This is a genomic window from Agrobacterium sp. 22-210-1 (genome assembly GCF_053522525.1).
In genome coordinates this window covers 490,093-515,217 of sequence record NZ_JBNWCI010000003.1, presented here as the reverse complement: position 1 = coordinate 515,217, position 25,125 = coordinate 490,093, and the positions used below count along the sequence as shown (strand labels likewise).

Here is a 25,125-nt window from a genome sequence, read left to right as displayed (position 1 = left end):
TGGAAATGTTCTTAAAGCCCCAGCATACGGCGGTTGGCCGCATCGTCGGTGCCACTTGATGCGAAATCGTCAAAGGCTTTTTCCGTGACGCGGATGATATGCGCCTTAACGAATTCCGCCCCTTCGCGGGCGCCGTCTTCGGGATGTTTCAGCGCGCATTCCCATTCGACCACGGCCCAGCCGTCGAAATCAATGGCCGCCATTTTCGAGAAGACCGCACCGAAATCCACCTGCCCGTCGCCCAGCGAACGGAAGCGGCCGGCGCGCTCCACCCAGCCCTGATAACCGCCATAAACGCCTTGCCGGCCTGTCGGGTTAAACTCCGCATCCTTGACGTGAAACATCTTGATGCGGTCTTTGTAGATATCGATATTATCGAGATAATCGAGGCATTGCAGCACGTAATGCGAGGGGTCGTAGAGCATGTTGGCGCGGCTGTGGTTCTTCACCCGCTCCAGAAACATCTCGAAGGTCACGCCGTCATGCAGGTCTTCGCCGGGATGGATTTCGTAGCAGACATCCACACCCTGCTCGTCGGCATAATCAAGGATCGGCGTCCAGCGTTTCGCCAGCTCGTCAAAGGCGGTTTCCACCAGACCGGCCGGCCGCTGCGGCCAAGGGTAAATAAATGGCCAGGCGAGAGCGCCCGAAAAGGTCGCATGTGCCTTGATGCCGAGATTTTTCGAGGCTTTCAGCGCCAGCTTCACCTGCTCCACGGCCCATTGCTGCCGGGCCTTGGGATTGCCACGCACTTCAGGCACTGCAAAGCCGTCAAAGGCCTCGTCATAGACGGGATGAACGGCAACCAGCTGGCCCTGCAGATGGGTGGAAAGCTCGGTGACTTCCACACCGTTCTGGCGCGCCACGCCAGCGAACTCATCGCAATAATCCTTCGATTCCGCCGCTTTTTTGAGATCGATCAATTGCCCGGCCCAGGTCGGAACCTGCACGCCGGCATAGCCCTTTTCCGCCGCCCATTTGGTAATGCCATCCCAGCTGTTGAAGGGGGCGACATCACCGGCAAACTGGCCGAGAAAAAGACCCGGTCCCTTGATCGTTCTCATAAAATAACCTCCCTGTATCGATACAGTTGAGCGGTAAAACCGCTTTGACTCCCAGCGCCAAGCTAACCGCTCGTAATTTTCAGACAAGCCCCAAAAGCGGAAGGGCAAGAGAATTTCGCTATTTCACTAAAAAAGCGAAATAGGTTTAAAGCGCCAGCCCACTTGCCCTGTCGAACACATGCACACGATCATGATGCACGGTGGCGGCAAAGGGTGTGTTGACCTTCACCGGCTGCTCGCCATCCACCACGGCCGTCACCTGATCGCCCGCCAGTTCGAAGACCACATGGGTCTGCGCCCCCGTCGGCTCCACCAGCACGGTGCGGCCGGAAAGCGAGATATCGCCGCCGATGGTCGAACCGATATGTTCGGGGCGAAGCCCGATCGTCACAGGCTGGCCGCGCTTGACCTTGCGTGTGGCGGCAATACGGATCGCGGTTCCATCCTTCAACCGGGCGGCGGGCTGATCGCCCTCGCCATCGACCACACCTTCGATGAGGTTCATGGCCGGCGAGCCGATGAAGGCAGCAACGAAAAGATTGGCCGGCGTCTTGTAGAGTTCCAACGGCGTGCCCTGCTGCTCGATGCGACCGTGATTGAGCACCACCACCCGGTCCGCCAGCGTCATCGCCTCGATCTGGTCATGGGTGACATAGATCGACGTCGTGCCAACTTTCTGATGCAGCGCCTTGATTTCGCTGCGCATCTGCACGCGCAGCTTGGCGTCCAGATTGGACAGCGGCTCATCGAACAGGAAGACCGCCGGGTTGCGCACCACGGCGCGGCCCATGGCGACACGCTGGCGCTGGCCGCCGGAAAGCTGCGAGGGCTTGCGATCCAGAAGCTTGCCGAGATCGAGCATGCGGGCGGCCTCCGCCACGCGCTCATCGATGACGTTTTTCGGCTGGCCGGCGAGCTTCAGGTTGAAGCCCATGTTTTCGGCCACTGTCATATGCGGATAAAGCGCATAGGACTGGAACACCATGGCTATGTTGCGCTCACGCGGGGTCATGGAGTTGACGACGGTGCCGCCGATGAGGATATCCCCATCGGTGATCTCCTCCAGCCCGGCGATCATGCGCAAAAGCGTGGACTTGCCGCAACCGGAAGGGCCGACCAGCGCGATGAATTCACCATCCGCTATATCAAGCGAGATGCCGTGGATAACATCAAGCGAGGCATAGGACTTGCGGATATCCTTAAGTTCGACGGAAGCCATGTTTTGCTCCTTTCAAGTCACGATTTGACGGCACCGGCCGTCAGGCCCGCGATGATGTGTTTCTGTGCAAGGAAGAAGACGATGACGGTCGGCAGGATCGTCAGCGTGATGAAGGCGAGCACCAGCTGCCATTCGGTGCCGAATTCACCGCGATAGACCATGATGCCAAGCGGCCAGGGATATTTCGATTCCGAATTCAGCATGATCAGCGGCAGGATGTAGCTGTTCCAGCTGCCGACGAAGGAAACGATGCCGACGGTGGCGACAATGGGTCGCGAAAGCGGCATGGAAATGTGCCAGAAGAACCGCAGATATCCGCAGCCATCCACGAAGGCGGCCTGAAACAGCTCCTCCGGCAGATTGCGGAAATAATTACGGAACAGGAGAATGCTCATGCCCAGCCCGAAGGCCACCTGCGGCAGCACCACACCCCAATAGGTATCCAAGAGGCCCAGATCGCGGATGCGGATGAACAGCGGCAGGATGGCGGTGGCCGCCGGAAACATCAGCCCCAGCAGGAAATAATTGAGCAGGAAGGACGAGCCGAAGAACTTCACATGCGCGAAGGTAAAAGCCGCCATGGCCGAGACGGTAAGCGTCAGGAACACCGTCAATAGGGCGATGACAAGCGAATTGAAGATTTGCAGCCAGTAACGTTTGCCAAGAAGGATATCGCCGTAATTGGCCCATTGCCATTCAGCCGGGATGCCGAACGGGTTGACGCGCAGGTCTCCCAGCGTCTTGAAGCCGCCAAGTGCGGTGGTGAGCAACGGGATGAGCACGATGGCCGCGATAAGGCTCAGCGATATATAGAGATAGAGCTTCGTTTGCAGCGGCATGCGGACGGAGGTGGATGTGTCAGTCATGGCGCATGAAAATCCTTTTGTAACCGAAGGCGAGCGTCACGCAGATAATGAAGAGAACGACGCCCACCGCACTGCCAAGCCCCACCTGCATGCGCATGACGCCGTAGGTATAAAGGAAGGTGACCATGGTCTGCGTGGAGTTGGACGGCCCGCCGCCGGTAAGCGGCATGATCATGTCGAACAGCTGCAATGAGCCGATCACCGCGAAGAAGACGGAAAGGCGAACGGTGGAGCCGAGCATCGGCAGCGTGACATAACGAAATTTCTGCCAGCCGGAAGCGCCATCGATTTCGGCGGCCTCCAGCACGTTCTTGTCGACGGATTGCAGTCCGGCGATGAACAGCATCATGTGAAAGCCGAAATATTTCCAGACGATGACGCCGAGCACGGCATAGATCGCCACATCCTTGTCGGCCAGCACATAAGGATTGGCAAAGCCGAAGAAATTGGAGATGGCGGCAAACAGGCCATAATCGCCGTCATAAACAAAACGCCAGATCAGACCGGCTGCGACATCCGCCAACACATAGGGCAGGAAGAAAACCAGCCGGAAGGCGACGACGCCGGGAATGCGATGCGCCAGCATCATCGCAAGCCAGATCGCCAGCGGAATCTGGATCAACACGGAAATCAGGATGATGAGGCCGTTATTGAGCAGCGCCTGCGAAAAGGCGGCATTGCCGAACAGGACCTGAAAATTCCTCAGGCCCACAAAGTCGGTAGGCGTGCCGTAACCGTTCCAGCGGTAAAGGCTGTACCATGCAGCCTCGCCCATGGGCAGGATGACGAACAGGGTAAAGAGCAGAAGTGCGGGTGGCAGGAAAACCAGCAGGGTCAGCGCCCGGTCATGCGCGACCGAGCTTTGCTTGCGCTTTGTCTTCGTTGCGCCGCGCGCCGGTATGGACGCAGAAGTCATGGAAATATCCGTCATCTCTATCCGCTTTCTTTTGTGCAGATATCGCGGCGCCGCGGTTTAACGCGGCAGCCGCATCGCAGGCGACAATCAGCGAAGCTCGAAAGCATCCTGGATTTGCTTGGCGCCCTCTTCCGCACTCATCTGGCCGGAAACAATCTCGACGGAGACGTCATTGACGACGCGGCCGACGGCAGCGCCCAGCGTCTGGTCGAAGAAGTTCTGGTGCCAGGTGGAACCGGCAAGCTGCTTGGCCGAATCCGCCAGCAGCGGGTTTTTGACCGCGCCGTCCGCCCCGCTCGCAACCGGCAGGATCATGCCGGCAGCCGCCATCTTCTCTTCGCTTTCCTTGCTGGTCAGGAATGTCGCGAAATCGATCGCTTCCTTGGAGGCGTTTTTCGTGACCGCCCAGCCATTCAGGCCGCCCAACGTATCGGTGGCCTTGCCGGCACCACCTTCGACGGCTGGGAATGCGAAGCGGCCGATATTGTCAGCGGCAAGGCCCTTGCCGTCACCGGCATTTTTGCGCTGGTTGGCTTCAGTATTGTCAAAACCGAGGATCATCGCCGCCTTGCCATCACCGAAGACGCCAAGCGCCTGCGGCCAGGTGGAGCCGAGATAACCGGGCTGGAAGGGTTCGAGCTTGCCGAACTCGGCCAGCTGTTCGCCTGCCTTGATGATGGCCGGATCCATGAAACCTTCGCCCTCGCCTTTGCGGGCGGCATCGAACACGGCCTGCCCGCCATTGCGCATGACGAGATAGCTCCAGTAGAAATGGATCGGCCATTTTTCACCGCCGCCACCGGCGATCGGCACGATGCCCGCTTCCTTTATCTTCTTGACCGTGGCGCCGAGATCGTCCCAGCTCTTGATGTCTTCCGCCTTCACACCGGCCTTGGCAAACAGCGCCTTGTTATAAAAGAAGCTGACGAGGCTGACCTTGTAAGGCACGGCCCAGACCTTGCCATCGAAGGACAAGCCGTCGATTGCGGATGCATTATAGGCCTGCCGCAGCTTGCCGCCGTCAGCGTCGAAAACCTCGGTCAAATCCTTCAGCGCACCGGTTTTGGACTGCTCCTCAAGAACGCCGCCGCCCCAACTATAGAAGAAATCCGGTACGTCGTTGGACTGTAAGAGGGTCGGCAATTTCGCCTTGAAGGCCTCGTTTTCCAGGAATTGCAGCTGCACATCCACATCAGGGTGCTTGGTCTCGAAATCCTTGGCAATCTCCTCCCAGACGGCCACGGCTTTCGGGTCCAGTTCCACATGCATCCATTTAACGACCGTTGCGGCCGAGGCGCTGGCCGCGCCGAGCATGAGAGCGATGCTTGTCGTTGCGGCAAAGCCTGTCAGCCTGCCGCTCAGGCTTGCGCCTGCGTGCCAAATCGTCATGATGATGATCCTCCCTCGGGGATTTCCTCATTTATTCCCCAATGCGGATTAATTCACATTAGGCCTCGCACAATGTCAAGGCGCTATGCTGATTTTTTGCGCGAACCGCTTGACACACCCCTCCCCTACACCGTTATTTAATCCGCAACCCGACATAAATCGGTTCTCGAACCGGCATCGATCGCAGCAGGACACCATGAAGACCGCAGACCCAGAATTGATGCGCGCGATCAACAGGCTAAGCGTGCTGGACAGCATCCGCCGCCATGGGCCGATCTCGCGGGTGGAAATCAGCGAAAGAACGCAACTTTCCACCACCACCGTTTCGGCGATTACCGCCTCGCTGCTTGATGACGGGCTGATTCTGACCCGTCATCTCGGCGATATCCGCACAGAAGGCGCGCGCGGCAGGCCGCGGGTGATGCTGGAACTGAACCCGGATGCCGCCCGCGTCGTGGGCGCCAAGATCGCCGCAAGCCGCATGGTTTTCGTCGTCACCGATTTCTGCGGCAATGTACTTTCCACCCTCGCTCTGCCGATCCGTGTCGATCGCCAGCCGATCGGCGTCATTGCCGATCTGGTGGAGGACGGCGTGCGGCGCTGCGTGGTCGATGCCGGTCTGTCGCTGGAAGATGTCGACATGGTCTGCCTCGGCCTTCCCGGCGTCATCGAGCATCGCACCGGGAAAATCCGCAGCAGCCCGATTTTGCGCGAGGTGAACGTCAATTTCGCCGAGGAAATGACGGCACGGCTGAGCTCGCCGACCATCATCGAAAGCGACGCCCACGCCATCACACTTGCGCACCACTGGTTCGGCCATGCGCGCGATCTGGAAGACATGGTACTGATTTCGCTCGAACAGACGCTCGGGCTTGGCGTTTTGCACCAGAATCAGCTGTTCCGTGGTGCCGGCGGCCTCAGCCACAATCTCGGCGACCTCGTCATCGGCCTTGCCAATGAAGGCACAGTGCGGCTGGCGAGCCAGGCGGGTGAAAACGCTATTTTAGGCTCGCGCCCGGTGGACGGGCGATTTGCCGAGGCCATCCGGCTTGGTCGCGGCATGCAACATGCCCATGCGCTGATTGCGGCCGAAGATCACGATCTCATTGCGGCAGCCCTGCGCGCCGGCGCGGCACTGGGCCTGACACTTGCGAATATCGTTACACTGTTTGCACCGCCACGCGTCATCATCACCGGCTCCAGCCTCGAACTTGGCGAACCCTTCATCGCCAGCATCCGCGACAGTTACAACGCCGCCGTGCCGCCTTCGCTGGCCGGCGTCGCGGAACTGGTTTTCGACGTTGCGAGCGATGAATTATGGGCCCAGGGGGCTGCAGCCGTCGCGCTTTACGAGCTTTACGAATCGCCATGGAACACAACAGGGCCGGCGCTCTAGCCGGCAAGGTTGAGAGCGGGCTTCGGCATTTCTGATTTACGGGAGGAAATCACATGAACAAGGTCGGTATCGGCATCATCGGCTGCGGCAACATCTCCAGCGCCTATCTCAAGGCCATGGCGTCGTTTCCCATTCTCGACATTCGCGGACTGGCGGATATGAACGAGGAGGCTGCAAAGGCGCGGGCCGATGAATTCGGCCTTCAGGCAAAAAGCATCGACGCATTGCTGGCCGATCCCTCCGTGGAGATCATCGTCAACCTGACGATCCCCAAGGCGCATGTGGAGGTGGGCCTGCGCGCACTGGACGCCGGCAAACACGCCTATTCCGAAAAGCCGCTCGGCATCAATTTCACGGAAGGAAAACGCCTCGCGGATGCGGCAAAGGCAAAGGGCCTGCGCATCGGCTCGGCCCCCGACACCTTCCTCGGCGGCGGCCACCAGACCGCACGCCGGCTGATCGACGAGGGTGTGCTCGGCCAGCCAGTCGGCGGAACGGCCACCTTCATGTGCCCCGGCCATGAGCGTTGGCACCCCAACCCGGCCTTTTATTACGAGGTTGGCGGCGGCCCGATGCTGGATATGGGCCCCTATTACATCACCGACCTCGTCAACCTGTTCGGCCCGGTTGCCAAGGTGGCGGGTTTTGCCATCGCGCCGCGCAACGAACGCCTCATCACCAGCGAGCCGAAGAACGGCGAGAAAATCCCCGTCCATGTCGCCACCCATGTTTCCGGCGTGCTGGCCTTCCAGAATGGTGCCGTGGTGCAGGTGGGTATGAGCTTCGATGTGGCAGGCCACAAACATGTGCCGCTGGAACTCTACGGCACGGAAGGCACACTGCTCGTGCCCGATCCCAACCATTTCGGCGGCGAGGTGCAATTGCTGAAAAAGGGCGGCCAGTTCGAGCCGCAGGCACTGTCGTCGCCTTATGCCGACGGTAATTACCGCTCCATCGGCGTCGCTGATATGGCCTATGCGATCCGCGAAAACCGCCCGCACCGCGCCAATGGCGATCTCGCCCTGCATGTGCTGGAGGTGATGGAAGCCTTCCAGACGGCATCGGACAGCGGCACCGCCGTTTCCATCACCACCAAGGCGGAGCGCCCTGCTCCGCTGGAAACATCGCTGGTCGACGGCCAGCTCGGCAAATAATCAAGTCATCCAATAATCCGGAGGAGGAAATAAATGCGCGAAGCACTCATCGTCTGGGGCGGCTGGAGCGGCCACGAGCCACAGGAATGCGCCACCATCGTCAAGGACATGCTGGAGGAAGACGGTTTCAAGGTCTATGTGGAGCACTCAACCGAGGCTTTTGCCGATCCTTCGGTGCATGATCTAAGCCTCGTCGTGCCCATCGTCACCATGTCGAAAATCGAGAAGGAAGAGATCAAGAACCTCACCGCCGCCGTCGAAAACGGTGTCGGCATCGCCGGTTTCCATGGTGGTGCTGGCGACAGTTTCCGCGAATGCGTCGAATATCAGTTCATGATCGGCGGCCAGTGGGTCGCCCATCCCGGCAATATCATCGACTATCACGTCAACATCACCCGCCCCGACGACCCGTTGATGGAGGGGATTTCCGATTTCCCCTATACGTCGGAGCAATATTACATGCATGTCGACCCCTCCAACGAGGTGCTGGCGACGACGAAATTCACCGGCGATCATGCCTGGTGGATCGACGGCGTGGTGATGCCGGTGGTGTGGAAACGCAAATACGGCAAGGGCCGCGTTTTCTATTCGGCGCTCGGCCATCAGGCCAAGGAATTTTCCGTGCCGCAGATGAAGACCATGTTCCGCCGCGGCGCCAACTGGGCGGCGCGGTGAGATTGTCGGGAGTCCTCTCCCCACGCGAAGTCATCCTCGGCCTTGTGCCGAGGATCTAACCACGCATCAAAAATCAATCGGCAGCGGATCCTCGGGACAGGCCCGAGGATGACGGAGGACAGGTTTTTACGTTGCCGACGACAAGAGGGGATGAAACCGCCCCTCAACCCCGCACGATCTCTTCCGCAGCCATCGCAACACCCAGCACATGCTCATCCATTCCATGCAGGCCGGAGAGCAGCAGCCCCACGGGCATTCCCGCCTCGCCTGTTCCGCACGGAATGGAAACACCGCAGAGATCGAGAAAATTGCCGATCTGGGTGTTACGCAGGGTCTTCGCATTCATGGCAAAGAAGGCATCGTCATCATCGACAAGCGGCGCGACCTTTGCGGCCACATGCGGCAATGTCGGTGACACCAACAGTTCGTCCTTGCCGATCATGCCCATAAACGCCGCCGTCATGCGTTCGCGCGCCTCGATAATGGCGATGTAGTCGGGCATGGAGATATTTGCGCCAAGCTTCGTTCGGGCAACAACGCGCGGGTCCATACGTGCGGCATCCGCACCTTCCAGCCGGGCTTTATGCAGGGCAAAAGCTTCCGCCGTTACCAGCGCGCCCTTTTGCCTGATAAGCTCGAACAGTTCCGAAAAGATCGAAAATGCCTGTCGCCGCACCGAAGCACCGGCGCGAACAAGCCGCTCCACCGCCTGCTCGAAAGCAGCCGCAACGCCATCCTCAACTGCATCGAAAAACACTGTCTCTGGCACCACCAGCGATAGGCCGGAAAGAGGTGAGCGCGCCACATCAGCCGTGGCCTTGCCGCGCATGGCCGCATCCACCCAGACGGCATCCTGCACGGTGCGGGTGAGTGGCCCAAGTGAATCAAGGCTTTTCGCCAGGGGATAAACACCGCGCATCGAATAACGGCCGCGGCTTGCCTTGTAGCCTACCACGCCGTTGAAAGCGGCGGGAATGCGCACCGATCCGCCGGTATCCGTACCGATCGCCACCGGCACGAGACCGGCGGCCACGGCCACACCCGCACCGGAAGACGAACCGCCGGGCAAACGATGGCCATCCTGTGCGGCGGGATTGCGCGGCGTGCCATAATGCGGATTGATGCCGAGACCGGAAAAAGCAAACTCGCTCATATTGGTGCGGCCGATGGAGACCATGCCCGCCTGCTTCAGCGCCGTCACCACATCTGCGTCGCGGGCAGCAGGCGCATCGTTCGACAGCACCGTCGATCCGGCAGTGGTTGCCACGCCCGCGAGATCGAAAAGATCCTTCCATGCTACCGGAATGCCATCGAGTACACCACAGGAGCGGCCTTCGCGAATACGTTTCGATGCCGCTTCCGCCTCCGCCATGGCGCGCTCTGCCGTCAGGCAGATAAAAATCGCCTGGTCATCGTCCTTATCGATCGCATCGAGCGTCTCCTCCACCAAACTACGTGGATCGAGATGGCCGCTCTGGATGAGAACCGAAAGTTGCGCGATGTTCTTGCCCTTGTGAGCCATGATATCTTCCCTGAAACCGGCATGTTGCGCACAACATGCCGTTTATCCGCTCCTTGGCAAGGTCAATTGTCGCCCCCATGCAGCCGGGAATCCACCTTGAAGAACACGTAAAGCGTGTCATAAAGTCTTGGTGGCGTCGCCACAGAATATAATCGCCAGCACCCGGTTTTTTCAACCCGGGGTGTAGGCAAGCAGCGCCTTATATAAGAGACGACTATAAAAAGACGGATTAATTCTTAATCGCATCTAAACTTTGTTGAATTATTTAGCAGACAGCATTGAAATGCATGCCCTATAAAAATTCCATAAAACAATCATAACGCGACATCGCGGGGGAATATCGCGAATGGAAGAGACTGCCTATCGGGGGATAGATAGACAGACTGAACCCGGCCACACGCTTGACTTAACGACGCAGCCGGAAAATGGCCGGTTTTCGCGCCGCCGTTCGCTTGCCAGCAAGATAACCCTGATATTTCTGGGCGGTGTGATCTTCGCCTACAGCATCGGTGCGCTCGTCGGCTGGTACATGTTCGTTGCCGCCGCCAGCGAGCAATGGCTCAATCAGGCCCGCGTCAATTCGCAGATCGCCAGCGCGACGCTGCGCAGCATCTATACCTATGTCAGCGTTACCGCCGACGACGGCGGCCAGGTCAACGGCATATTGACCGACAAGCCGATCGGCGACGACGAATCCATTCTCGTTACCGGCTTCAATCCCAGCGATGTTCTCGCCCTCATCGGCGCACAGACCAAAAATGCCGTCTGGCTTTTCCGCTATGACGAGACCGATGCCGGCTTCAGACAAATCGCAGCAGCCTTCGATAACGCCACAGATGACGCTGAAAAGCCGCTCGCGACGGATCCCATTTTCGCCAAGGATGGTGTGGCGGCACGTTTTGCCACCGGCTTTGCGACCATTGGTGAGTCCAGTCATTATATCGGCCTGCTGCCGATCATCAGCACGGAGACAAAAAAGCCGATTGGTGCGGTTGCCGTCAGTATCGGCGGTTCGGATGCGCTTTACGGCGCGCAGCGCAAGCTGATCTACAATTCGCTCGCCGCGCTGATCGTGGTGCTGACGGTCACAGGCGTTCTCGTAACGGTGATCGCCCGGCATTTCCTGAAGCCCGTTCCGGCTCTGGTGCAGGCGACACTGCGGATCGCCCGTGAGGAAACCGATATTGTCACGCCGTTTCAGGAACGCAGAGACGAGATCGGCGACATGGCAACGGCTATCGAAACCTTGCGCGAAGCGGTTCTGGAACGCGGGCGCCTCAGGCAGATACGGGATATGGCGGAACAGCTGGAACATATGGCGCATCACGATGCGCTGACCGGTCTTCCCAACCGCGTATTGCTGAGGAAAACGCTGGAAAACCGTCTCGACCATCTCGCCGCATCCGGCCAGCCATTCAACGTTATGCTGCTCGACCTCGACCGCTTCAAGGCGGTCAACGATACGCTCGGCCACGCCGCCGGCGATGCGTTGCTGGTGGCCGTCGCTTCGCGAATTTCCTCCGTGCTCGGTGAAAACGACATGGTGAGCCGGCTCGGTGGCGACGAATTCGCCATCATTCAGGCGGGAAGCGACGACTACCGGGCAGATGCGGCCCTGTTGGCAAAGCGGGTGGTGCACGCAGTCTCACGCAGCTTCAATCTTGAAGGCAGCGACATCAGCGTCGATACCAGCATCGGCATAGCCTGCGCGCCGGATCACGGAACCTCAGCCACCCAGCTTCTGCAGCAGGCCGATCTCGGACTTTACCGCGCCAAATCCATGGGCTGCGGCCTTTTCGTTTTTTACGAGCCCGGCATGGACATGGCGGCGCAGCACAAGCACGCGCTGGAAATAGACATGAAATCCGCCCTCGAAAACCACGAATTCGAGCTGCATTACCAGCCCGTGGTCAACCTGCAGAGCGGCCGCATCGTCGCCTATGAAGCGCTTGCCCGCTGGCGGCACAGCAAGCTCGGCCTCATAACGCCGGACCGCTTCATCGCCATTGCCGAAGAAAACAACTTCATCAAGCCGCTCGGCGAATGGGTTCTGGCGCAGGCCTGCATGGATGCCATGGCCTGGTCGAAGGACATCAGGCTCGCCGTCAATCTTTCTGCCGTCCAGCTCGGCAATGACGACATCGTCCCCGTTGTCGATCGCGCCCTTGAAACATCCGGTTTTCCGGCGGAACGGCTGGAGCTGGAAGTGACGGAAACGGCGATGCTGGAGCGGGACAGCAGCGCCAGAGCCTTGAAGCTGCTGAAAGAAAGAGGTGTTCGTCTCGCCCTTGACGATTTCGGCACCGGTTACGCCGGTTTGAGCACGCTGACCCATGTGGCCTTCGACAAGATAAAGATCGACCGCGAATTTGTCTCCGGCCTGCCCACAAATCCCATGTGTTCCGCGATCGTCAACACCATCATCGACATGGCTGATCAGATCGGCCTGAAGGTGACCGCCGAGGGCGTGGAAAACAGTGAACAGGTCGCCGCACTCAAGCTTTGCGGGTGTGACGAGGCTCAGGGTTATTATTTCGCCGAACCGGCGCCACTTGCGCACATCCTCAAAAATCGCGCCATCATCACGCCGGCCGGGAAAGACGGGTTTGGCGGCGGGGACGGTCAGTCGCTGCGCGACACCGGGCGTCCGATACAGGAAACCTATAACCCGCCACAAAAAGCGATTTGAGAAACCGGCCGCCGGCCAAAAGGAAATAACATGCGTCTTGCGGTATTTTGCCTTTTCGTCACATGCTTTACCCCCATCACCCCGCTGCAGGCCGCCAGCGAAGGCGACACGCTGCAGCAGATTGCCAGGACCGCAAAAATCCGCATCGGTTACCGCGAGGCCGAGCCGCCTTTTTCCTACCAGCTGCCGAATGGGGAAGTGACGGGTTTTTCGACCGATCTCTGTCGGACGATCAGTGAGGATATCCGAAAGAAGCTGAAGCTCGACAGGCTTGACCTCGAATATGTCAAAGCCACGCCCGCCACCCGCTTCATTCTCGTCCGCAGCGGCCAGATCGACATCGAATGCGCCGCCACGACCAATAACAGCGAACGCCGGAAAATCGTCGATTTCTCCTATCCGAATTTCATGACCGCAACGCAGTTTCTATCGCGCAGGCAGGACAATCTGAAAAGCCTTGCCGATCTGGCTGGCCGTTCCGTCACCTCCGCTTCCGGCACCGTCAATATCGAACAGCTGAATGCCATAAACCGGGAAAAGAACCTCAATATCTCGGTCATGCCGACGAAAACCAACGAGGAGGCCTTCGAACTCGTCGTTGCCGGCAAGGCCTCCGCTTTCGTCATGGATGGCATCCTGCTTGCAGCCCTGGCTGCGACGTCAGAAAACCCGAACCTCTATGCATTATCAGAGGAAACGCTGAGCGCACCAGAACCCTATGGGCTGGTTTTCCGGCGCGACGATCCGGCCTTCAAGGCCGCCGTCAACGAGAGCCTCAAGCAGATTTTCGCAGGTCCCGCCATTCACGACCTCTATGAAAAATGGTTCACCAAGCCCATTCCGCCCAACAGTATGAACCTGAACCTGCCGATGGCGGCTACTTTGAAACAGGCCTACGAACATCCGAGTGAATATCGTGACTGAGGGCGCTCCCTCCCACCTGCATTTTATGAAGACATGTTTTGGCAGATCATTTTAGCTGGAGATGCGCGATGCAGAGATCGACATTGGGGCTTGCATTCGGAATTTTAAGTCTTTTATCCACCCACGCGGCAAGTGAAGACAGCCAGCCGCCGACGCTCGAAACCATTGCCAGAACCGGCACCATCCGGCTGGGTTATGCCGATCACAATATTCCCTTTTCCTATCTCGGCACCGGCACAGAACCGATCGGCTATAGCATCGAGCTTTGCCTGAGGGTGGCGGATTCCATCAAGAAGAAACTGGGCTTGCCGGAACTGAAGATCGACTTCGTCAAACGCACCCCCAGCAACCGCATTACGCTTCTCAATGACGGCACGATCGACATGGAATGCGTGGCGAGTACCAATACGGAGGAAAGACGCAAGGCGGTGTGGTTTTCCTACAGCCATTTCATCACCGGCACGCGTTATGTGGCGCTGAAATCCAGCCGCTTGAACACGGTTGCCGATCTTGCTGGCCGCACCGTGGTGGTAACGACCGGAACGATCAATATCAGCCAGTTGAATGTGCTCAACCGCAAGCTGGGGCTGAACGTCGCCGTTCTGCAGAATGACAGCACTGAAGGCGGTTTCGAGATGGTGACGGAAAACCGCGCCTCCGCCTTTGTCATGGACGATATTCTTCTGCGGTCCTTCGTCGCTGAAACAGGCAAGCCGGACGACTATTCCATTTCCAACGAATATCTCGCCCCGCCGCAGCCCTATGGCCTGATGCTTCGTCGCGGCGACACTGGTTTTCGGGATGCGGTCAACCAAGCGTTGGGGCAAATCTATGAGAGCGGCGAAATCGAAAAAATCTACGATAAATGGTTCAATACGCCGATACCGCCGAACGGCATCAACCTGAAGCGCCCGCTGCCCGGCGATCTGGCCGAGGCGTTTCGAAAGCCGGTCGATACGACGGCCGAGAAATAAAAACGCCGCCCTGCGAGGGGGCGGCGTTTTCGCAAAATATCTTATGCAGCGCGCAAATCCGCGCTCAACGGTATCTCGACATCGATCTCCAAAATGGAGACATGCTCGTCGCGATCCATCTTCACATGCACCCTGTCGCTGTCGATCTGCACATGCTTGGCGATCACGGCGAGAATTTCTTCCCGCAGGACAGCGACGAGATCGGTTCCCGACGATGCCCGCTCGTGGGCAAGCAGCACCTGCAGGCGTTCACGCGCAAGCGGTGCCGACTTCTGTTTACGGAAGAGACTGAAGATGCTCATGCAGCCCTCCTTGCAAAGATCTTGGAGAAGATGCCACGCTTCTCACCGGGGATGACAACCGGAATGTCCTCGCCGGAGAGGCGGCGAGCGGCATCGAAATAGGCCATGGCCGGGGCGCAGCGGGCATCCGCCAGCGTGACGGGCGCGCCAACGTTGGAAGCGCGCAGCACGTCCGTGCTTTCGGGGATGATGCCGAGCAGCGGAATGGAGAGGATTTCCAGAACGTCATCCACCTTCAGCATGTCGCCACGTTCGGCGCGGGCGGAATCGTAACGCGTCAGCAGCAGATGCTTTTCCATGCGCTCGCCGCGTTCAGCCTTCAGCGTTTTGGAATCCAGCAGGCCGATGATGCGGTCGCTATCGCGCACCGAGGAGACTTCCGGGTTGGTGACGACAACGGCCACATCCGCATGGCGCATGGCCAGCGTCGCACCACGTTCAATGCCGGCCGGGCTGTCGCAGATCACCCAGTCGAAATGTTTCTTCAACTCGTTGATCACCCATTCGACACCTTCCGGCGTCAGATTGTCCTTGTCGCGCGTCTGCGAGGCAGGCAGCAGGAACAGCGTCTCGAGGCGTTTGTCGCGGATCAGTGCCTGCGTCAGCTTGGCATCACCCTGAATGACGTTGACGAGATCGTAAACCACCCGGCGTTCAGCACCCATGACGAGATCGAGGTTACGCAGGCCGACATCAAAATCGACGACCACGACCTTCTGCTTGTTCTGCGCCAGCGCGGCGCCAAGCGCTGCAGTCGAGGTGGTCTTGCCAACCCCGCCCTTGCCGGAAGTAACAACGACTACCTTCCCCATATGGCTCTCCTGTTCCAATAGTTGTTTCTCTGTTTTATCAGCCAAGTTTTTCGGCCTTGATCGTATCGTTTTCCAGCCACAGCTGGACCGGCTGGCCGCGCAGCTTTTCGTCGATGTCTTCAGCAACCTTGTAGACGCCATCGATGGCCAGAAGCTCCGCCTCGAGCTTGCGGCAGAAGATGCGCGCCGAGACGTTGCCGAGCGAACCGGCCATGGCACGCCCACGCAGGGCGCCATAAATATGCACCGAACCGCCGGCGATGATTTCCGCACCCGAGGCGACCGAACCGATAACCGTCACATCCCCTTCGGGAAACATGATCGACTGGCCGGAGCGAACCGGCTCGTTGATGACCAGCGACTGCACCACGGCACGAATCTCGCCCGCAGCACGCGGCTTTTCTTCCGGCAATTCCGCAGCGACAGCAATCGGCTCCACCTCGACATCGGAAGCGGGCTTCCCGCCCTTCAGCGACGGCGGCATGCCCGGCTCGATCATCGAAGGGCGAACGCCCTCAATGCCCATGATACCGACATTGCGCTCCGTCAACGCAGCAAGGAGCGACTTCAGTCCCGCCTTGTCGAGTGTCAGTTCCGACACATCCAGAACAACCGGACGTGACAGGAAGAAACCGGCCGAGCGGGCGGCGAGATCATCAAGCCTTTCCAGCCATTGATCGACCGGAGATTCGGGAGACAGGACGACCGCGAGGAAGGAGCGGCCTTTGATACGGATCGAACGCTGGTCTGTTAGCACTTTGGTCATCTTGGTAAACAAATCGTTGACAATTAGGTACCTCGAATATGGTTAACAAATGGTTAACGGCGCCCTTAAGGCGACAGTTTCGTTAAGAAATGTTCACCAGGAAAAATCTCAAGCAAAACATTCAAAAACGTCCATTAGCTTTTGATTTTGCACATTTCCATCACTTGCGAAAACTCATGATAGTGGCTGAGCCTTGCTGCAACCTGACGCTCCGTGAGACCGGATCCACCGCCAGAATCCCTAACCCATCTCACCCGAGTCGGTAAGATGCGAACCGTCCGATTCCGGGACACTATCCGCCGTCAGCCGGATGCCCGCCCTGGGCTTCCAAGCGGGAAAAAGCGATTTCGTTATGCCCTCCGATGCTATAGACACGGGGGGGCAAGCCCGACACCTTCAACGGAAGAATGAAATGCACAGCAAAGTCCCACCGCAGAACCAGACATTTTCGCAAGACTATGCCGCTTTCCTGTTCGACATGGATGGAACGCTGCTCAATTCGATTGCTGTGGTGGAGCGGGTCTGGCGCGAATGGGCCGTGGATAACGGCATAGAGCCCAACGCCTTCCTGCAGCGCATTCACGGCATGCGCGCTTCGGAAGTGGTGCGCCGCGAGGCGGTTCCAGGTCTCGATGTCCAGGTAGAGGCCGATATGCTGCTGCAAAAGGAAATGGACGATGTGGACGGCATCCTTCAGATTCCTGAAGCGGCTGCATTTCTCGAGAAATTGCCGGCCGGCAAATGGGCCATCGTCACCTCGGCTGCCCGCGCGCTTGCTGAACGCCGGCTGGCAGCGGCAGGCCTCACACCGCCCCCGGTTATGATCTGCGCCGAAGACGTGGTGAACGGCAAGCCGGACCCGGAAGGATACAAAAAGGCAGCGGAAAAGCTCGGCGTCTCGCCGGAACGCTGCATTGTCTTCGAAGACGCGCCCGCTGGTATTCAGGCTGGGGAAAGCATGGGCGCGACAGTGGTGGTCATCAACGCCACCCATTCCCATCCCATCGAAACGCCGCATCTTTCCATTGGCGGTTATGGTGAACTGGATGTCAGCATCAGCGAGGATGGCAGCTTGAAACTTACCGGCAGCAGGGGCTGAAGGGCCGACCACGAAACGCGCGAAACAATGATTTCGTTCGCAGGCAGGCCCCCCGGGTCCGCCAACGCCGCCATATGCAACGTCATCCTAGCGCCTCTCCCGGGCAGAACGGAGACTGAGGAGTACCGCGCTGTCACGTCCGTCGCCGAACGGTGGCGAGCGCGCCGCCGAATGCCTTGGCGAAACTTTCCCGATCATCAGGGTTGAGAAACGAACCGATATCGGTCGCCCGCCCCTCGCCCGTCACATGCATGGAGACGATGCCGATCTCGTCGTGCCGCCGCACCTTGAAGTGCGCCCAGAACGGATTAAAGCGATGTTCCACCATGCGCCCGGCCGGAGAAAATTTGCGGATCGACAGGCTGGTGCGGGAGATGCGGACCTCTTCCCGTGCTTTTGCGGCGCGATAATTGGCGCGGAAAGCGAGGTAGAGCAGCAGAAAATCCAGCCCGAAGAACAGGCCGACCGGCCATGCCCCGGTGGCGAGGAAAAAGCCGCCATAGATCAGGCAGGCGAACCCCGACAAGGCAAGAAGCAGCCGGAAACCCCTTCTTCCAAGCGAACGGTGCGGAACGAGTTCCGCCGCGAAAATCGGTTGGTCGTTGAGCGTATCCACGTTGCTTTCCTTCGGGCGGGCTGGCTATAGATAGACCATGACAGTCGCCAAAAAACGATCCAGCACCCAAACCTTGAAAAAGTCAAATCCGGCATCCGCGCGTAAGCCAGCACGGGTGAAGACGGCCTATTCGAAGGACGAGCTGACCGAAATCTTTCGACGTTTTTCCATTCAGCGGCCGGAGCCGAAAGGCGAGCTGGAGCATACCAATCCCTTCACCCTCCTAGTAGCGGTAGCGCTTTCGGCGCAGGCGACCGATGTCGGCGTGAACCGGGCGACAAGGGCGCTGTTCAAGGTGGCCGACACGCCGGAAAAGATGCTGGCGCTCGGCGAAGAACAGCTGATTGGCCATATCAAGACCATCGGCCTTTATCGCAACAAGGCAAAAAACGTCATCGCCCTGTCGCAGATGCTGATCGACAGCTTCGGCGGCGAAGTGCCGAAGACCCGCGAAGAGCTGGTCATGCTACCCGGCGTCGGCCGCAAGACGGCCAATGTGGTGATGTCAATGGCCTTCGGCGTACCCACGCTTGCGGTGGATACCCATGTGTTCCGCATCGCCAACCGGCTCTGTCTTGCGCCGGGGAAAACCCCGGACGAGGTGGAAGACCGGCTCGTCCGCATCATTCCCGAGCAATATCTGTTCCATGCCCACCACTGGCTGATCCTGCACGGGCGTTATTGCTGCAAGGCGCGCAAGCCGGAATGCGAGCGCTGCGTGATCGCCGATATCTGCAAATCGCCGGAAAAGACCTTCGATATTCCAGCGCCGCTGGTGGAGTTACCCGCGCAGCTGTTCGGTGCGGCCGGCGGCGAATAAGGGGTCACGCCGGCTGACGGCCTTGTGAAGATGAACCATCATCGAGGCGGCGAAAAGCGGCGTCAAAAGGTTGAGGAACGGGATGGCCAGAAAAGCGGCGATCACCAGACCGGCCATGAACACCGTAGTGCGGTGTTTGGAGCGGAACAACCTTGCCTCGGCAGGCGAGCGGAAACGCATTGCCGCGAACTCGAAGAATTCCCGGCCGAGCAGATAGCCGTTCACCAGGAAAAACGCGATGAGGTTGACGCCCGGTACCAGCAGCAGCAAAAGCGCAATGAGGTTGCCGGCAATAACGACACCGAAGAACTTGATCGACGACAGCACGGCCTCGCCAATGGGCATTGCCTTGCCCGGCGGATCATCAGGATAGGTCTTTTTCTCCACCACTTCAGCGACATCGTCGAGAAACAGGCCGGCGATGACGGCGGTGACCGGCGAAATCAGCAATGCCAGCGCCAGCGCCAGTCCTATGCCGGCAAAAATCGCAAAAACAAAGGTCAGCCACCCCGCCCAGTCCGGTACGCCGGGGATAAGCGTATCCACCCATGGCAGGGCGAAGTAGATAAAGATGGAGCGGATGGCGAACCACAGTGCCGCCAGCACGAGAAGCGTGAGCCCCAAAACCTTCCAGAACACCGACCGGGTCTCGGTCGCAAAGAGATTTTGGAATGCCAGCCTCGCTGCATCAAGAATCATTCGGAACTCCCCTGGGGCCTCTCGCGTTGAAATTCTCTGACCAGACGACAGATAAGAACTGGGCCTGCGCTCTGCAAGATTGGGTAAAAACCGCCAAACGTCTGAAATTAAACCGGAGATGGAATTTCCCTTGAATAAAAGGTATCTCTAAAATATAATAATCCATCTATAATATTTCGCATTCCTGTCCGGTGGAGGGCAAGGCCGGGAAAGCTTCCCCACCGTCAAAACGCGGTTCGCACGCCCGTTTCGGGCGCGCGGATGCATCATCGTTCAATAAAGATAAAAGAATGAGGCGTTGGTGGAAAAGCTGCTGTTGAATCTTACCCGTGCCATGAAGGCCGGCACACCTTCCGAGCGCAAGATCGCCAAATATCTGATCGAGCATCTGGATGAGCTACCTTTCGAAACGGCGCAGACGCTGGCCGCCAAGCTCGGCCTCAGCCCGATGACGGTCGGCCGTTTCTTACGTTCGCTCGGCTATCGGCAGTTCAGCGACATTCGCGCGGATCTGCGCCATGCGGAACAGACGGCTGGCCCGGATCAGCCAACGATTGGTGAAAGCGGAGAGCGCCAGTCCAACCCATTTTCCCAGCTCCTCTCGCAGCAAATCCAGGCCATCCAGACCGCATTCGACATGACCGCCCAGCCAATGTGGCGTCTGGCGATGGCAGAAATAGCCTCGGCAGCCGATGTTTTTCTGGCGACATCGCCGGAAGGTCTTGGGGCCACGCGTCAATTCCATGGACGGCTTCTGGAGTGTCGCGGCCACGTCCATTATCTCGGCAGCGACAGTGCGGCCTATGTCGCCCTGTGGGATTTCGAACCGGCCCAGACGCTTCTCGTCATCATGGATTGCGGTGGCAGCCTCTCGCCCCTGCAGCACCTTTCGGCAACCGCACGCAAAGGCGGCTACAGAACCCTGTTGATCACCACCCGGTTTTACGAATGGGGTCCTGAAAGCGCCGATATCTGTCTTGCGCTGCCTCAAGCCCAGAATGGCGGTCAGGGTCTGCTGCAACTCGTCTCTTTGATGGAATTTACCCTCTGCAGCCTGGTGGCGGAAGCCGATGAAACATGCAAAACGCGGATGAAAAACCTCTCCGGCCTGAAGCGTTCGCTGGGCATTTGATCTACGCCCTAGGGCGGGCGGGCATATAAATCGAGCGATTGCAGCTTGTTTCTTCCCCCCGTCGGGGAGAAGGTCGCGGCAGCGGGATGAGGGGGCGAGGGTAGAGATATGCGGAGAGCTTACCCCCTCATCCGACCCTTCGGGCCACCTTCTCCCCGGCGGGGAGAAGAAACAAGCCGCACCCGTCAGCCATATTTCCGCCTTGCCATTTGCCTTGATAAGTCAGAGGCTCTCCAGCTCCTGGCGATGACGGTGCATGGCGAGAAAACGGCGGTAATCCCGTTGATAGCGGGGCGTGAGCTCCGGATTTCCGGAAATTTCCGCATTGCCCGGATACATGGCCGCGCCAGCCGCTTCAATACTCGCATGCACACCGCCGGCAGTTGCCGCCGTCATCGCCGTGCCAAGCAGTACGGCATCGGCGGTGGCGGGAACCACGATGCGCTTGCCCGTCACATCGGCGTAAAGCTCCATCAAGAGCGGGTTCTTCACATGCCCGCCGGTGACGTGCAGGCTTTCGACCGAATAACCGAAGCGCTCCATGGCGTCGAGCACATGGCGCGCGCCGAGCGCAATCGCCACGGCGGTGCGCCAGTAAAGGCGGCAGAGACTGTCGAAGGATGTATCCAGCGTCAGCCCGCTGATAACACCAACAGCATGGGGATCGGCAAGCGGCGAGCGGTTTCCGTGAAAATCCGGCAGCACATGCAGCCGCTCGGCAAAGGCCTCACCCTCAAGCGCGCGCAATTCCGTTACCCGCGCAACGATGCGGGCATGCAGTGCCGTGTCCGGCTCACCGCCAGCCGCATGCATGCGCACGATATGATCAAGCAGCGCGCCGGTCGCCGATTGCCCACCCTCTACCAGCCAGTGGCCGGGCAGGATCGCCTGCCAATAGGGACCCCAGAGGCTGTGGCCTGGCATCTGCCGCTCTGACATGGCAACGAGGCAGCTTGAGGTGCCGGCGATCAGTGCCACGTGCCGACCGACATCGTCCGAAAGGCAACCGCCCAGCGCACCGAGCGCTCCGGCATAGGCGTCAATCATGCCCGCGGCCACCTGGCAGCCGGTATCGAGCCCGAGTTCAGTCGCCGCCTCGGGCGAAAGCGGGCCGATGCTCGCCCCCGGCATCACCGTGGTTTCGGGAAGGCTGGCGCGCTCCTTCAGATCGGCAAGCCCCGCCAGTTCGAGATAATCCGCCTGCCAGCCGGGATTTTCCTGCGCCAGGAAATTCCACTTCGCGGTCTGCGTGCAATTTGAGCGCTGCGCTGAACCGGTCGCTTTCCACGTCAGAAAATCCGCCAGATCAAAGGCGAAGGACATGCGCCCCCAGCTTGCCGGCATATGGGCCTTCAGCCACATCAGCTTCGGCATCTGCATTTCCGGCGAGACGCTGTTGCCGGCAAAATCCAGCACCCGGTGGCCGGATGCCGTCAGCCGGTCGGCCTCGCCTATCGCCCGATGATCGAGCCAGACGATGGTGTCGAACCTGTCTTCACCCGTCACGGAAACTGAAACCGGCTCTCCCCGCGCGTCGCGAATGACAAGCGAACAGGTGGCGTCAAACCCGATGGCGGCGACGCTTTGCGGCAGAATGCCAGCATCGGCAAGGGCTGCTTTCACAGCAATGCAGACAGCATTCCATATATCGGTGGAATCGTGCTCGGCGTGGTTTTCACGCGGACGCTGCATCAGGATCGGGTGGGTGGAGCGGGCGAGAAGCCTGCCGGTCGGATCGAAAATCCCAGCACGCGCGCTGGCTGTACCGACATCGACAGCGACGAGATTTTGACGCATCAAGACTGCAATTCCATCCCTTGCGTAACGACCCGGCGATGGCGGCAGGCAAAATCTGCTTCAGCCCGCATCACGCTCCACTTGGCCGTCAAAACCGCCCTTCCCCACATAGCTGCCGACAAGGTGGACCAAATCCGGCATCGCGTCAAACACGGCATCCGCCCCAAGCCCGGCGATCTTTTCGCGGAATGCGGGAAAGCGCGCATGCGAGCCGCCGGTGAAGGCAAAAACGCCCATGCCTGCGGCCTTTGCGGCGGCAATGCCGGCCGGGCTGTCCTCAATCACGATGCAGTGACGCGGCTCGACGCCCATTTCGCGCGCCGCATGCAGGAACAGATCGGGCGCCGGCTTGCCGTTCTTCACCATGGTGGCGCTGAAAACATGCGGCTCGAACCGGTCAATCAGGCCGGTCAGCCCCAGCGAATAACGGATGCGTTCCGGCTGGCTTGAGGAAGCAACGCAGCGCCGCAGCGGCAGGAGCCTGTCGAGCGTTACGGCAATGCCGTCGATTGGCCGAAGCTCGGTGCGGAAACGCTCGAACAGCGTCGCCCGCATATGGTCGAGAAAATCGATGTCGGTTTCGACACCGTAATCCTCAAACAGCGTCGCCGTCATGCTGGCTACACTGCGGCCAAGAAAGCGTTCATAGGCCTCTTCCTCCCCCATCGTCACGCCGAGATGGGAGAGCATGCCGAGGAGGACGGAAATGGAGACCGGCTCGCTATCGACGAGAACGCCGTCGCAATCGAAAATCAAAAGAGGCCCGGTTTCGTCTTCCATCTCGCGGTCACTTTTCAGCCAGCTTGTCATCCAGATAAAGCTGCAAGGTCTTCGCCGTGCCTTCTTGCCACAGCGTCTTCAATGCATGGGCGAAGCGTTTACGGAAAAGCTCCGATTCGGCAACCTCTCCGAAAATATCGTCAAGCGCGAGGAAGGCCATCGGATCGTCCTTCGCCTTGATGGCCGCCGCCTGAAGCCGGTCGGCGCTGGCATCGTTGAAGGCGATTTCCTTGCCGCTATCGGAAGTACCCTGGAAATACCGGCACCAGAGCGCCGAGACCAGCGACAGGCCGACAATATCTTCACCGCGCGCCAGACGGTCGGTGGTGGAAGGCAGAATGAATTTCGGCTGGCGGTTGGAACCGTCCTGCGCCAGTCGCGGAATGGTGTCGCCGATTTTCGGATTGAGGAAACGCCGTTCGATCAGCCCGAAATAATCGGCAAGATTCGTGTCGGGAACCGGCGGAATGACCGGGATGATCTCTTCCTTTTCGAGCTTTGCCAGAAACGCCCGGATCAGCGGATGTTCCATGGCCTCATGCACGAAATGAATATCGAGCAGCGCCGCCGGATAGGCGATTGCCGCATGGCCGCCATTGAGGATGCGGATTTTCATGTGCTCATAGGGCGCAACATCCTTGACGAACTGCACGCCAGCCTTTTCCAGCGCCGGCCGGCCGGCGGGGAAATTATCCTCCATCACCCATTGCTTGAACTCTTCGCAGAAGACCGGCCAGTTGTCCTCGATGCCGAAATCGTCGCGGGCGATATTGCGTTCGCGCTCGCCTGTCGCGGGCGTGATGCGGTCGACCATGGAATTGGGGAAAGCGACGTTTTCGCCGATCCAGTTGGCGAAAGCCGGATCGGACAGGGCCGCGAGCCCGACCACGGCATTTTCGGTAACCTTGCCATTATGGGGAATGTTGTCGCAGGACATGACGGTAAAGGGTTGCAGCCCCTTGTCGCGGCGCGCCCTCAGCCCGGCGACGATGAGGCCGAATACGGTTTTCGGCGAAGCCGGGTTTCTACCATCCTCGGCAATGGCCGGATGCTGCGGGTTGAAGGAACCGGAAGCATCGATGAAATAACCGCCCTCGGTAATCGTCATCGAGACGATGCGGATTTTCGGATCGGCGAGCGTATCGATGATGGCCTTGGTGTCGCCGACCTTCAGAATGTCGATCATCGGGCCGGTAACGCGCGCGCCGGTGCGGTTATTGTCCTGCTCCACCACTGTCGTCAGGAAATCCTGCGCGGCAAGCTTTTCACGCATCACCGCATCGGACGGCAGAACGCCCGCGCCGATGATGGCGAAGTCATGGTCCGTTCCGGTGTTGAAGAGGTCATCCAGATAGACAGCCTGATGGGCGCGGTGGAAATTGCCGACGCCGAAATGCACGATGCCGGCGGAAAGATCGGCCCGGGAATAGGCCGGAACAGCCGCCGTTTTTCTGGCGTCGTCAAGCGTAGCGAGGGAGAGTTTGCATGTCATGTCACGATCCTCGAAGGGGAAA

At 59.2% G+C, this 25,125-nt stretch carries 23 protein-coding genes; 9 read left to right on the top strand and 14 right to left on the bottom strand.

Annotated elements, in window-relative coordinates; genetic code table 11:
* Positions 1-11 precede the first annotated feature (11 nt).
* The 5 genes from ACQZ5F_RS20675 to ACQZ5F_RS20655 all read right to left on the bottom strand — a co-directional run bounded on the left by ACQZ5F_RS20675 (position 12) and on the right by ACQZ5F_RS20655 (position 5,454).
* Complete coding sequence (locus tag ACQZ5F_RS20675) at positions 12-1,064, bottom strand: sugar phosphate isomerase/epimerase family protein (protein WP_448730873.1); 1,053 nt, start codon at positions 1,062-1,064, stop codon at positions 12-14.
* Between the two features lie 145 nt (positions 1,065-1,209).
* Positions 1,210-2,283, bottom strand: coding sequence for an ABC transporter ATP-binding protein (locus ACQZ5F_RS20670; RefSeq protein ID WP_448730872.1), 1,074 nt, complete (start codon positions 2,281-2,283; stop codon positions 1,210-1,212).
* A 17-nt stretch (positions 2,284-2,300) separates the two neighbouring features.
* Positions 2,301-3,149, bottom strand: coding sequence for a carbohydrate ABC transporter permease (locus ACQZ5F_RS20665; RefSeq protein WP_046802065.1), 849 nt, complete (start codon positions 3,147-3,149; stop codon positions 2,301-2,303).
* The gene (locus ACQZ5F_RS20660) at positions 3,142-4,080 is read right to left on the bottom strand and encodes a carbohydrate ABC transporter permease (protein WP_046802066.1); all 939 of its coding nucleotides are present in this window, start codon (positions 4,078-4,080) and stop codon (positions 3,142-3,144) included. Before ACQZ5F_RS20660 ends, ACQZ5F_RS20665 begins: the two co-directional genes overlap by 8 nt.
* A gap of 72 nt (positions 4,081-4,152) precedes the next feature.
* Complete coding sequence (locus ACQZ5F_RS20655; protein WP_046802067.1) at positions 4,153-5,454, bottom strand: ABC transporter substrate-binding protein; 1,302 nt, start codon at positions 5,452-5,454, stop codon at positions 4,153-4,155.
* Between the two features lie 196 nt (positions 5,455-5,650).
* Here ACQZ5F_RS20655 and ACQZ5F_RS20650 point away from each other — a divergent pair, with 196 nt between their 5' ends.
* Genes ACQZ5F_RS20650 through ACQZ5F_RS20640 form a run of 3 tightly spaced genes read left to right on the top strand, consistent with a single transcriptional unit; the run spans position 5,651 to position 8,679 of the window.
* Positions 5,651-6,850 carry an ROK family transcriptional regulator gene (locus ACQZ5F_RS20650; protein WP_046802068.1) on the top strand — a complete coding sequence of 400 codons (1,200 nt, stop codon included), beginning with the start codon at positions 5,651-5,653 and terminating at the stop codon, positions 6,848-6,850.
* A gap of 53 nt (positions 6,851-6,903) precedes the next feature.
* The gene (locus ACQZ5F_RS20645) at positions 6,904-8,004 is read left to right on the top strand and encodes a Gfo/Idh/MocA family protein (protein WP_448730871.1); all 1,101 of its coding nucleotides are present in this window, start codon (positions 6,904-6,906) and stop codon (positions 8,002-8,004) included.
* 33 nt (positions 8,005-8,037) lie between these two features.
* Entirely contained in the window at positions 8,038-8,679 is a 642-nt protein-coding gene (locus tag ACQZ5F_RS20640) for a ThuA domain-containing protein (RefSeq protein ID WP_003523774.1), read from the top strand.
* Between the two features lie 163 nt (positions 8,680-8,842).
* Here ACQZ5F_RS20640 and ACQZ5F_RS20635 read toward each other — a convergent pair whose 3' ends face one another.
* The gene (locus ACQZ5F_RS20635; RefSeq protein ID WP_448730870.1) at positions 8,843-10,201 is read right to left on the bottom strand and encodes an amidase; all 1,359 of its coding nucleotides are present in this window, start codon (positions 10,199-10,201) and stop codon (positions 8,843-8,845) included.
* Between the two features lie 346 nt (positions 10,202-10,547).
* Between ACQZ5F_RS20635 and ACQZ5F_RS20630 the strand changes: the two genes are divergently transcribed.
* The 3 genes from ACQZ5F_RS20630 to ACQZ5F_RS20620 all read left to right on the top strand — a co-directional run bounded on the left by ACQZ5F_RS20630 (position 10,548) and on the right by ACQZ5F_RS20620 (position 14,788).
* Complete coding sequence (locus tag ACQZ5F_RS20630) at positions 10,548-12,890, top strand: EAL domain-containing protein (protein WP_448730869.1); 2,343 nt, start codon at positions 10,548-10,550, stop codon at positions 12,888-12,890.
* Positions 12,891-12,920: 30 nt separating this feature from the next.
* On the top strand, positions 12,921-13,814 hold the full coding sequence (locus ACQZ5F_RS20625) for an amino acid ABC transporter substrate-binding protein (RefSeq protein ID WP_448730868.1): 894 nt from the start codon (positions 12,921-12,923) through the stop codon (positions 13,812-13,814).
* A gap of 68 nt (positions 13,815-13,882) precedes the next feature.
* Positions 13,883-14,788, top strand: coding sequence for an amino acid ABC transporter substrate-binding protein (locus ACQZ5F_RS20620; protein WP_052820688.1), 906 nt, complete (start codon positions 13,883-13,885; stop codon positions 14,786-14,788).
* Between the two features lie 41 nt (positions 14,789-14,829).
* Here ACQZ5F_RS20620 and minE read toward each other — a convergent pair whose 3' ends face one another.
* Genes minE through minC form a run of 3 tightly spaced genes read right to left on the bottom strand, consistent with a single transcriptional unit; the run spans position 14,830 to position 16,668 of the window.
* Positions 14,830-15,090 carry a cell division topological specificity factor MinE gene (gene minE, locus ACQZ5F_RS20615; RefSeq protein WP_046802074.1) on the bottom strand — a complete coding sequence of 87 codons (261 nt, stop codon included), beginning with the start codon at positions 15,088-15,090 and terminating at the stop codon, positions 14,830-14,832.
* Complete coding sequence (gene minD, locus ACQZ5F_RS20610) at positions 15,087-15,902, bottom strand: septum site-determining protein MinD (protein WP_046802075.1); 816 nt, start codon at positions 15,900-15,902, stop codon at positions 15,087-15,089. The genes minE and minD overlap by 4 nt, the downstream gene beginning before the upstream one ends.
* 37 nt (positions 15,903-15,939) lie before the next feature.
* Positions 15,940-16,668, bottom strand: coding sequence for a septum site-determining protein MinC (gene minC / locus ACQZ5F_RS20605; RefSeq protein ID WP_312361536.1), 729 nt, complete (start codon positions 16,666-16,668; stop codon positions 15,940-15,942).
* Positions 16,669-17,080: 412 nt separating this feature from the next.
* Between minC and ACQZ5F_RS20600 the strand changes: the two genes are divergently transcribed.
* A complete protein-coding gene (locus tag ACQZ5F_RS20600; RefSeq protein ID WP_448730867.1) occupies positions 17,081-17,767 on the top strand; it encodes an HAD family hydrolase in 687 nt (228 codons plus the stop codon).
* A 133-nt stretch (positions 17,768-17,900) separates the two neighbouring features.
* Here the strand turns inward: ACQZ5F_RS20600 and ACQZ5F_RS20595 are convergent, their stop codons facing one another.
* A complete protein-coding gene (locus ACQZ5F_RS20595) occupies positions 17,901-18,383 on the bottom strand; it encodes a DUF2244 domain-containing protein (RefSeq protein WP_448730866.1) in 483 nt (160 codons plus the stop codon).
* A 37-nt stretch (positions 18,384-18,420) separates the two neighbouring features.
* On the opposite strand from ACQZ5F_RS20595, the gene nth reads away from it, so the two are divergent.
* The gene (gene nth / locus ACQZ5F_RS20590; RefSeq protein ID WP_137087760.1) at positions 18,421-19,203 is read left to right on the top strand and encodes an endonuclease III; all 783 of its coding nucleotides are present in this window, start codon (positions 18,421-18,423) and stop codon (positions 19,201-19,203) included.
* Here nth and ACQZ5F_RS20585 read toward each other — a convergent pair.
* Positions 19,165-19,902, bottom strand: a complete 738-nt coding sequence (locus ACQZ5F_RS20585) for a sulfate transporter family protein (RefSeq protein ID WP_046802080.1) — start codon at positions 19,900-19,902, stop codon at positions 19,165-19,167. The two genes, nth and ACQZ5F_RS20585, sit on opposite strands and share 39 nt — an antisense overlap.
* 298 nt (positions 19,903-20,200) lie before the next feature.
* On the opposite strand from ACQZ5F_RS20585, the gene ACQZ5F_RS20580 reads away from it, so the two are divergent.
* On the top strand, positions 20,201-21,034 hold the full coding sequence (locus tag ACQZ5F_RS20580) for a MurR/RpiR family transcriptional regulator (RefSeq protein WP_448730865.1): 834 nt from the start codon (positions 20,201-20,203) through the stop codon (positions 21,032-21,034).
* A gap of 222 nt (positions 21,035-21,256) precedes the next feature.
* Here ACQZ5F_RS20580 and ACQZ5F_RS20575 read toward each other — a convergent pair whose 3' ends face one another.
* Genes ACQZ5F_RS20575 through ACQZ5F_RS20565 form a run of 3 tightly spaced genes read right to left on the bottom strand, consistent with a single transcriptional unit; the run spans position 21,257 to position 25,103 of the window.
* Positions 21,257-22,831: an FGGY-family carbohydrate kinase gene (locus ACQZ5F_RS20575; RefSeq protein ID WP_448730864.1), complete on the bottom strand. Its 1,575-nt coding sequence runs from the start codon at positions 22,829-22,831 to the stop codon at positions 21,257-21,259.
* 60 nt (positions 22,832-22,891) lie between these two features.
* A complete protein-coding gene (locus ACQZ5F_RS20570) occupies positions 22,892-23,611 on the bottom strand; it encodes an HAD family hydrolase (protein ID WP_448730970.1) in 720 nt (239 codons plus the stop codon).
* A 7-nt stretch (positions 23,612-23,618) separates the two neighbouring features.
* Entirely contained in the window at positions 23,619-25,103 is a 1,485-nt protein-coding gene (locus ACQZ5F_RS20565) for a mannitol dehydrogenase family protein (protein ID WP_448730863.1), read from the bottom strand.
* Positions 25,104-25,125: the final 22 nt, after the last annotated feature.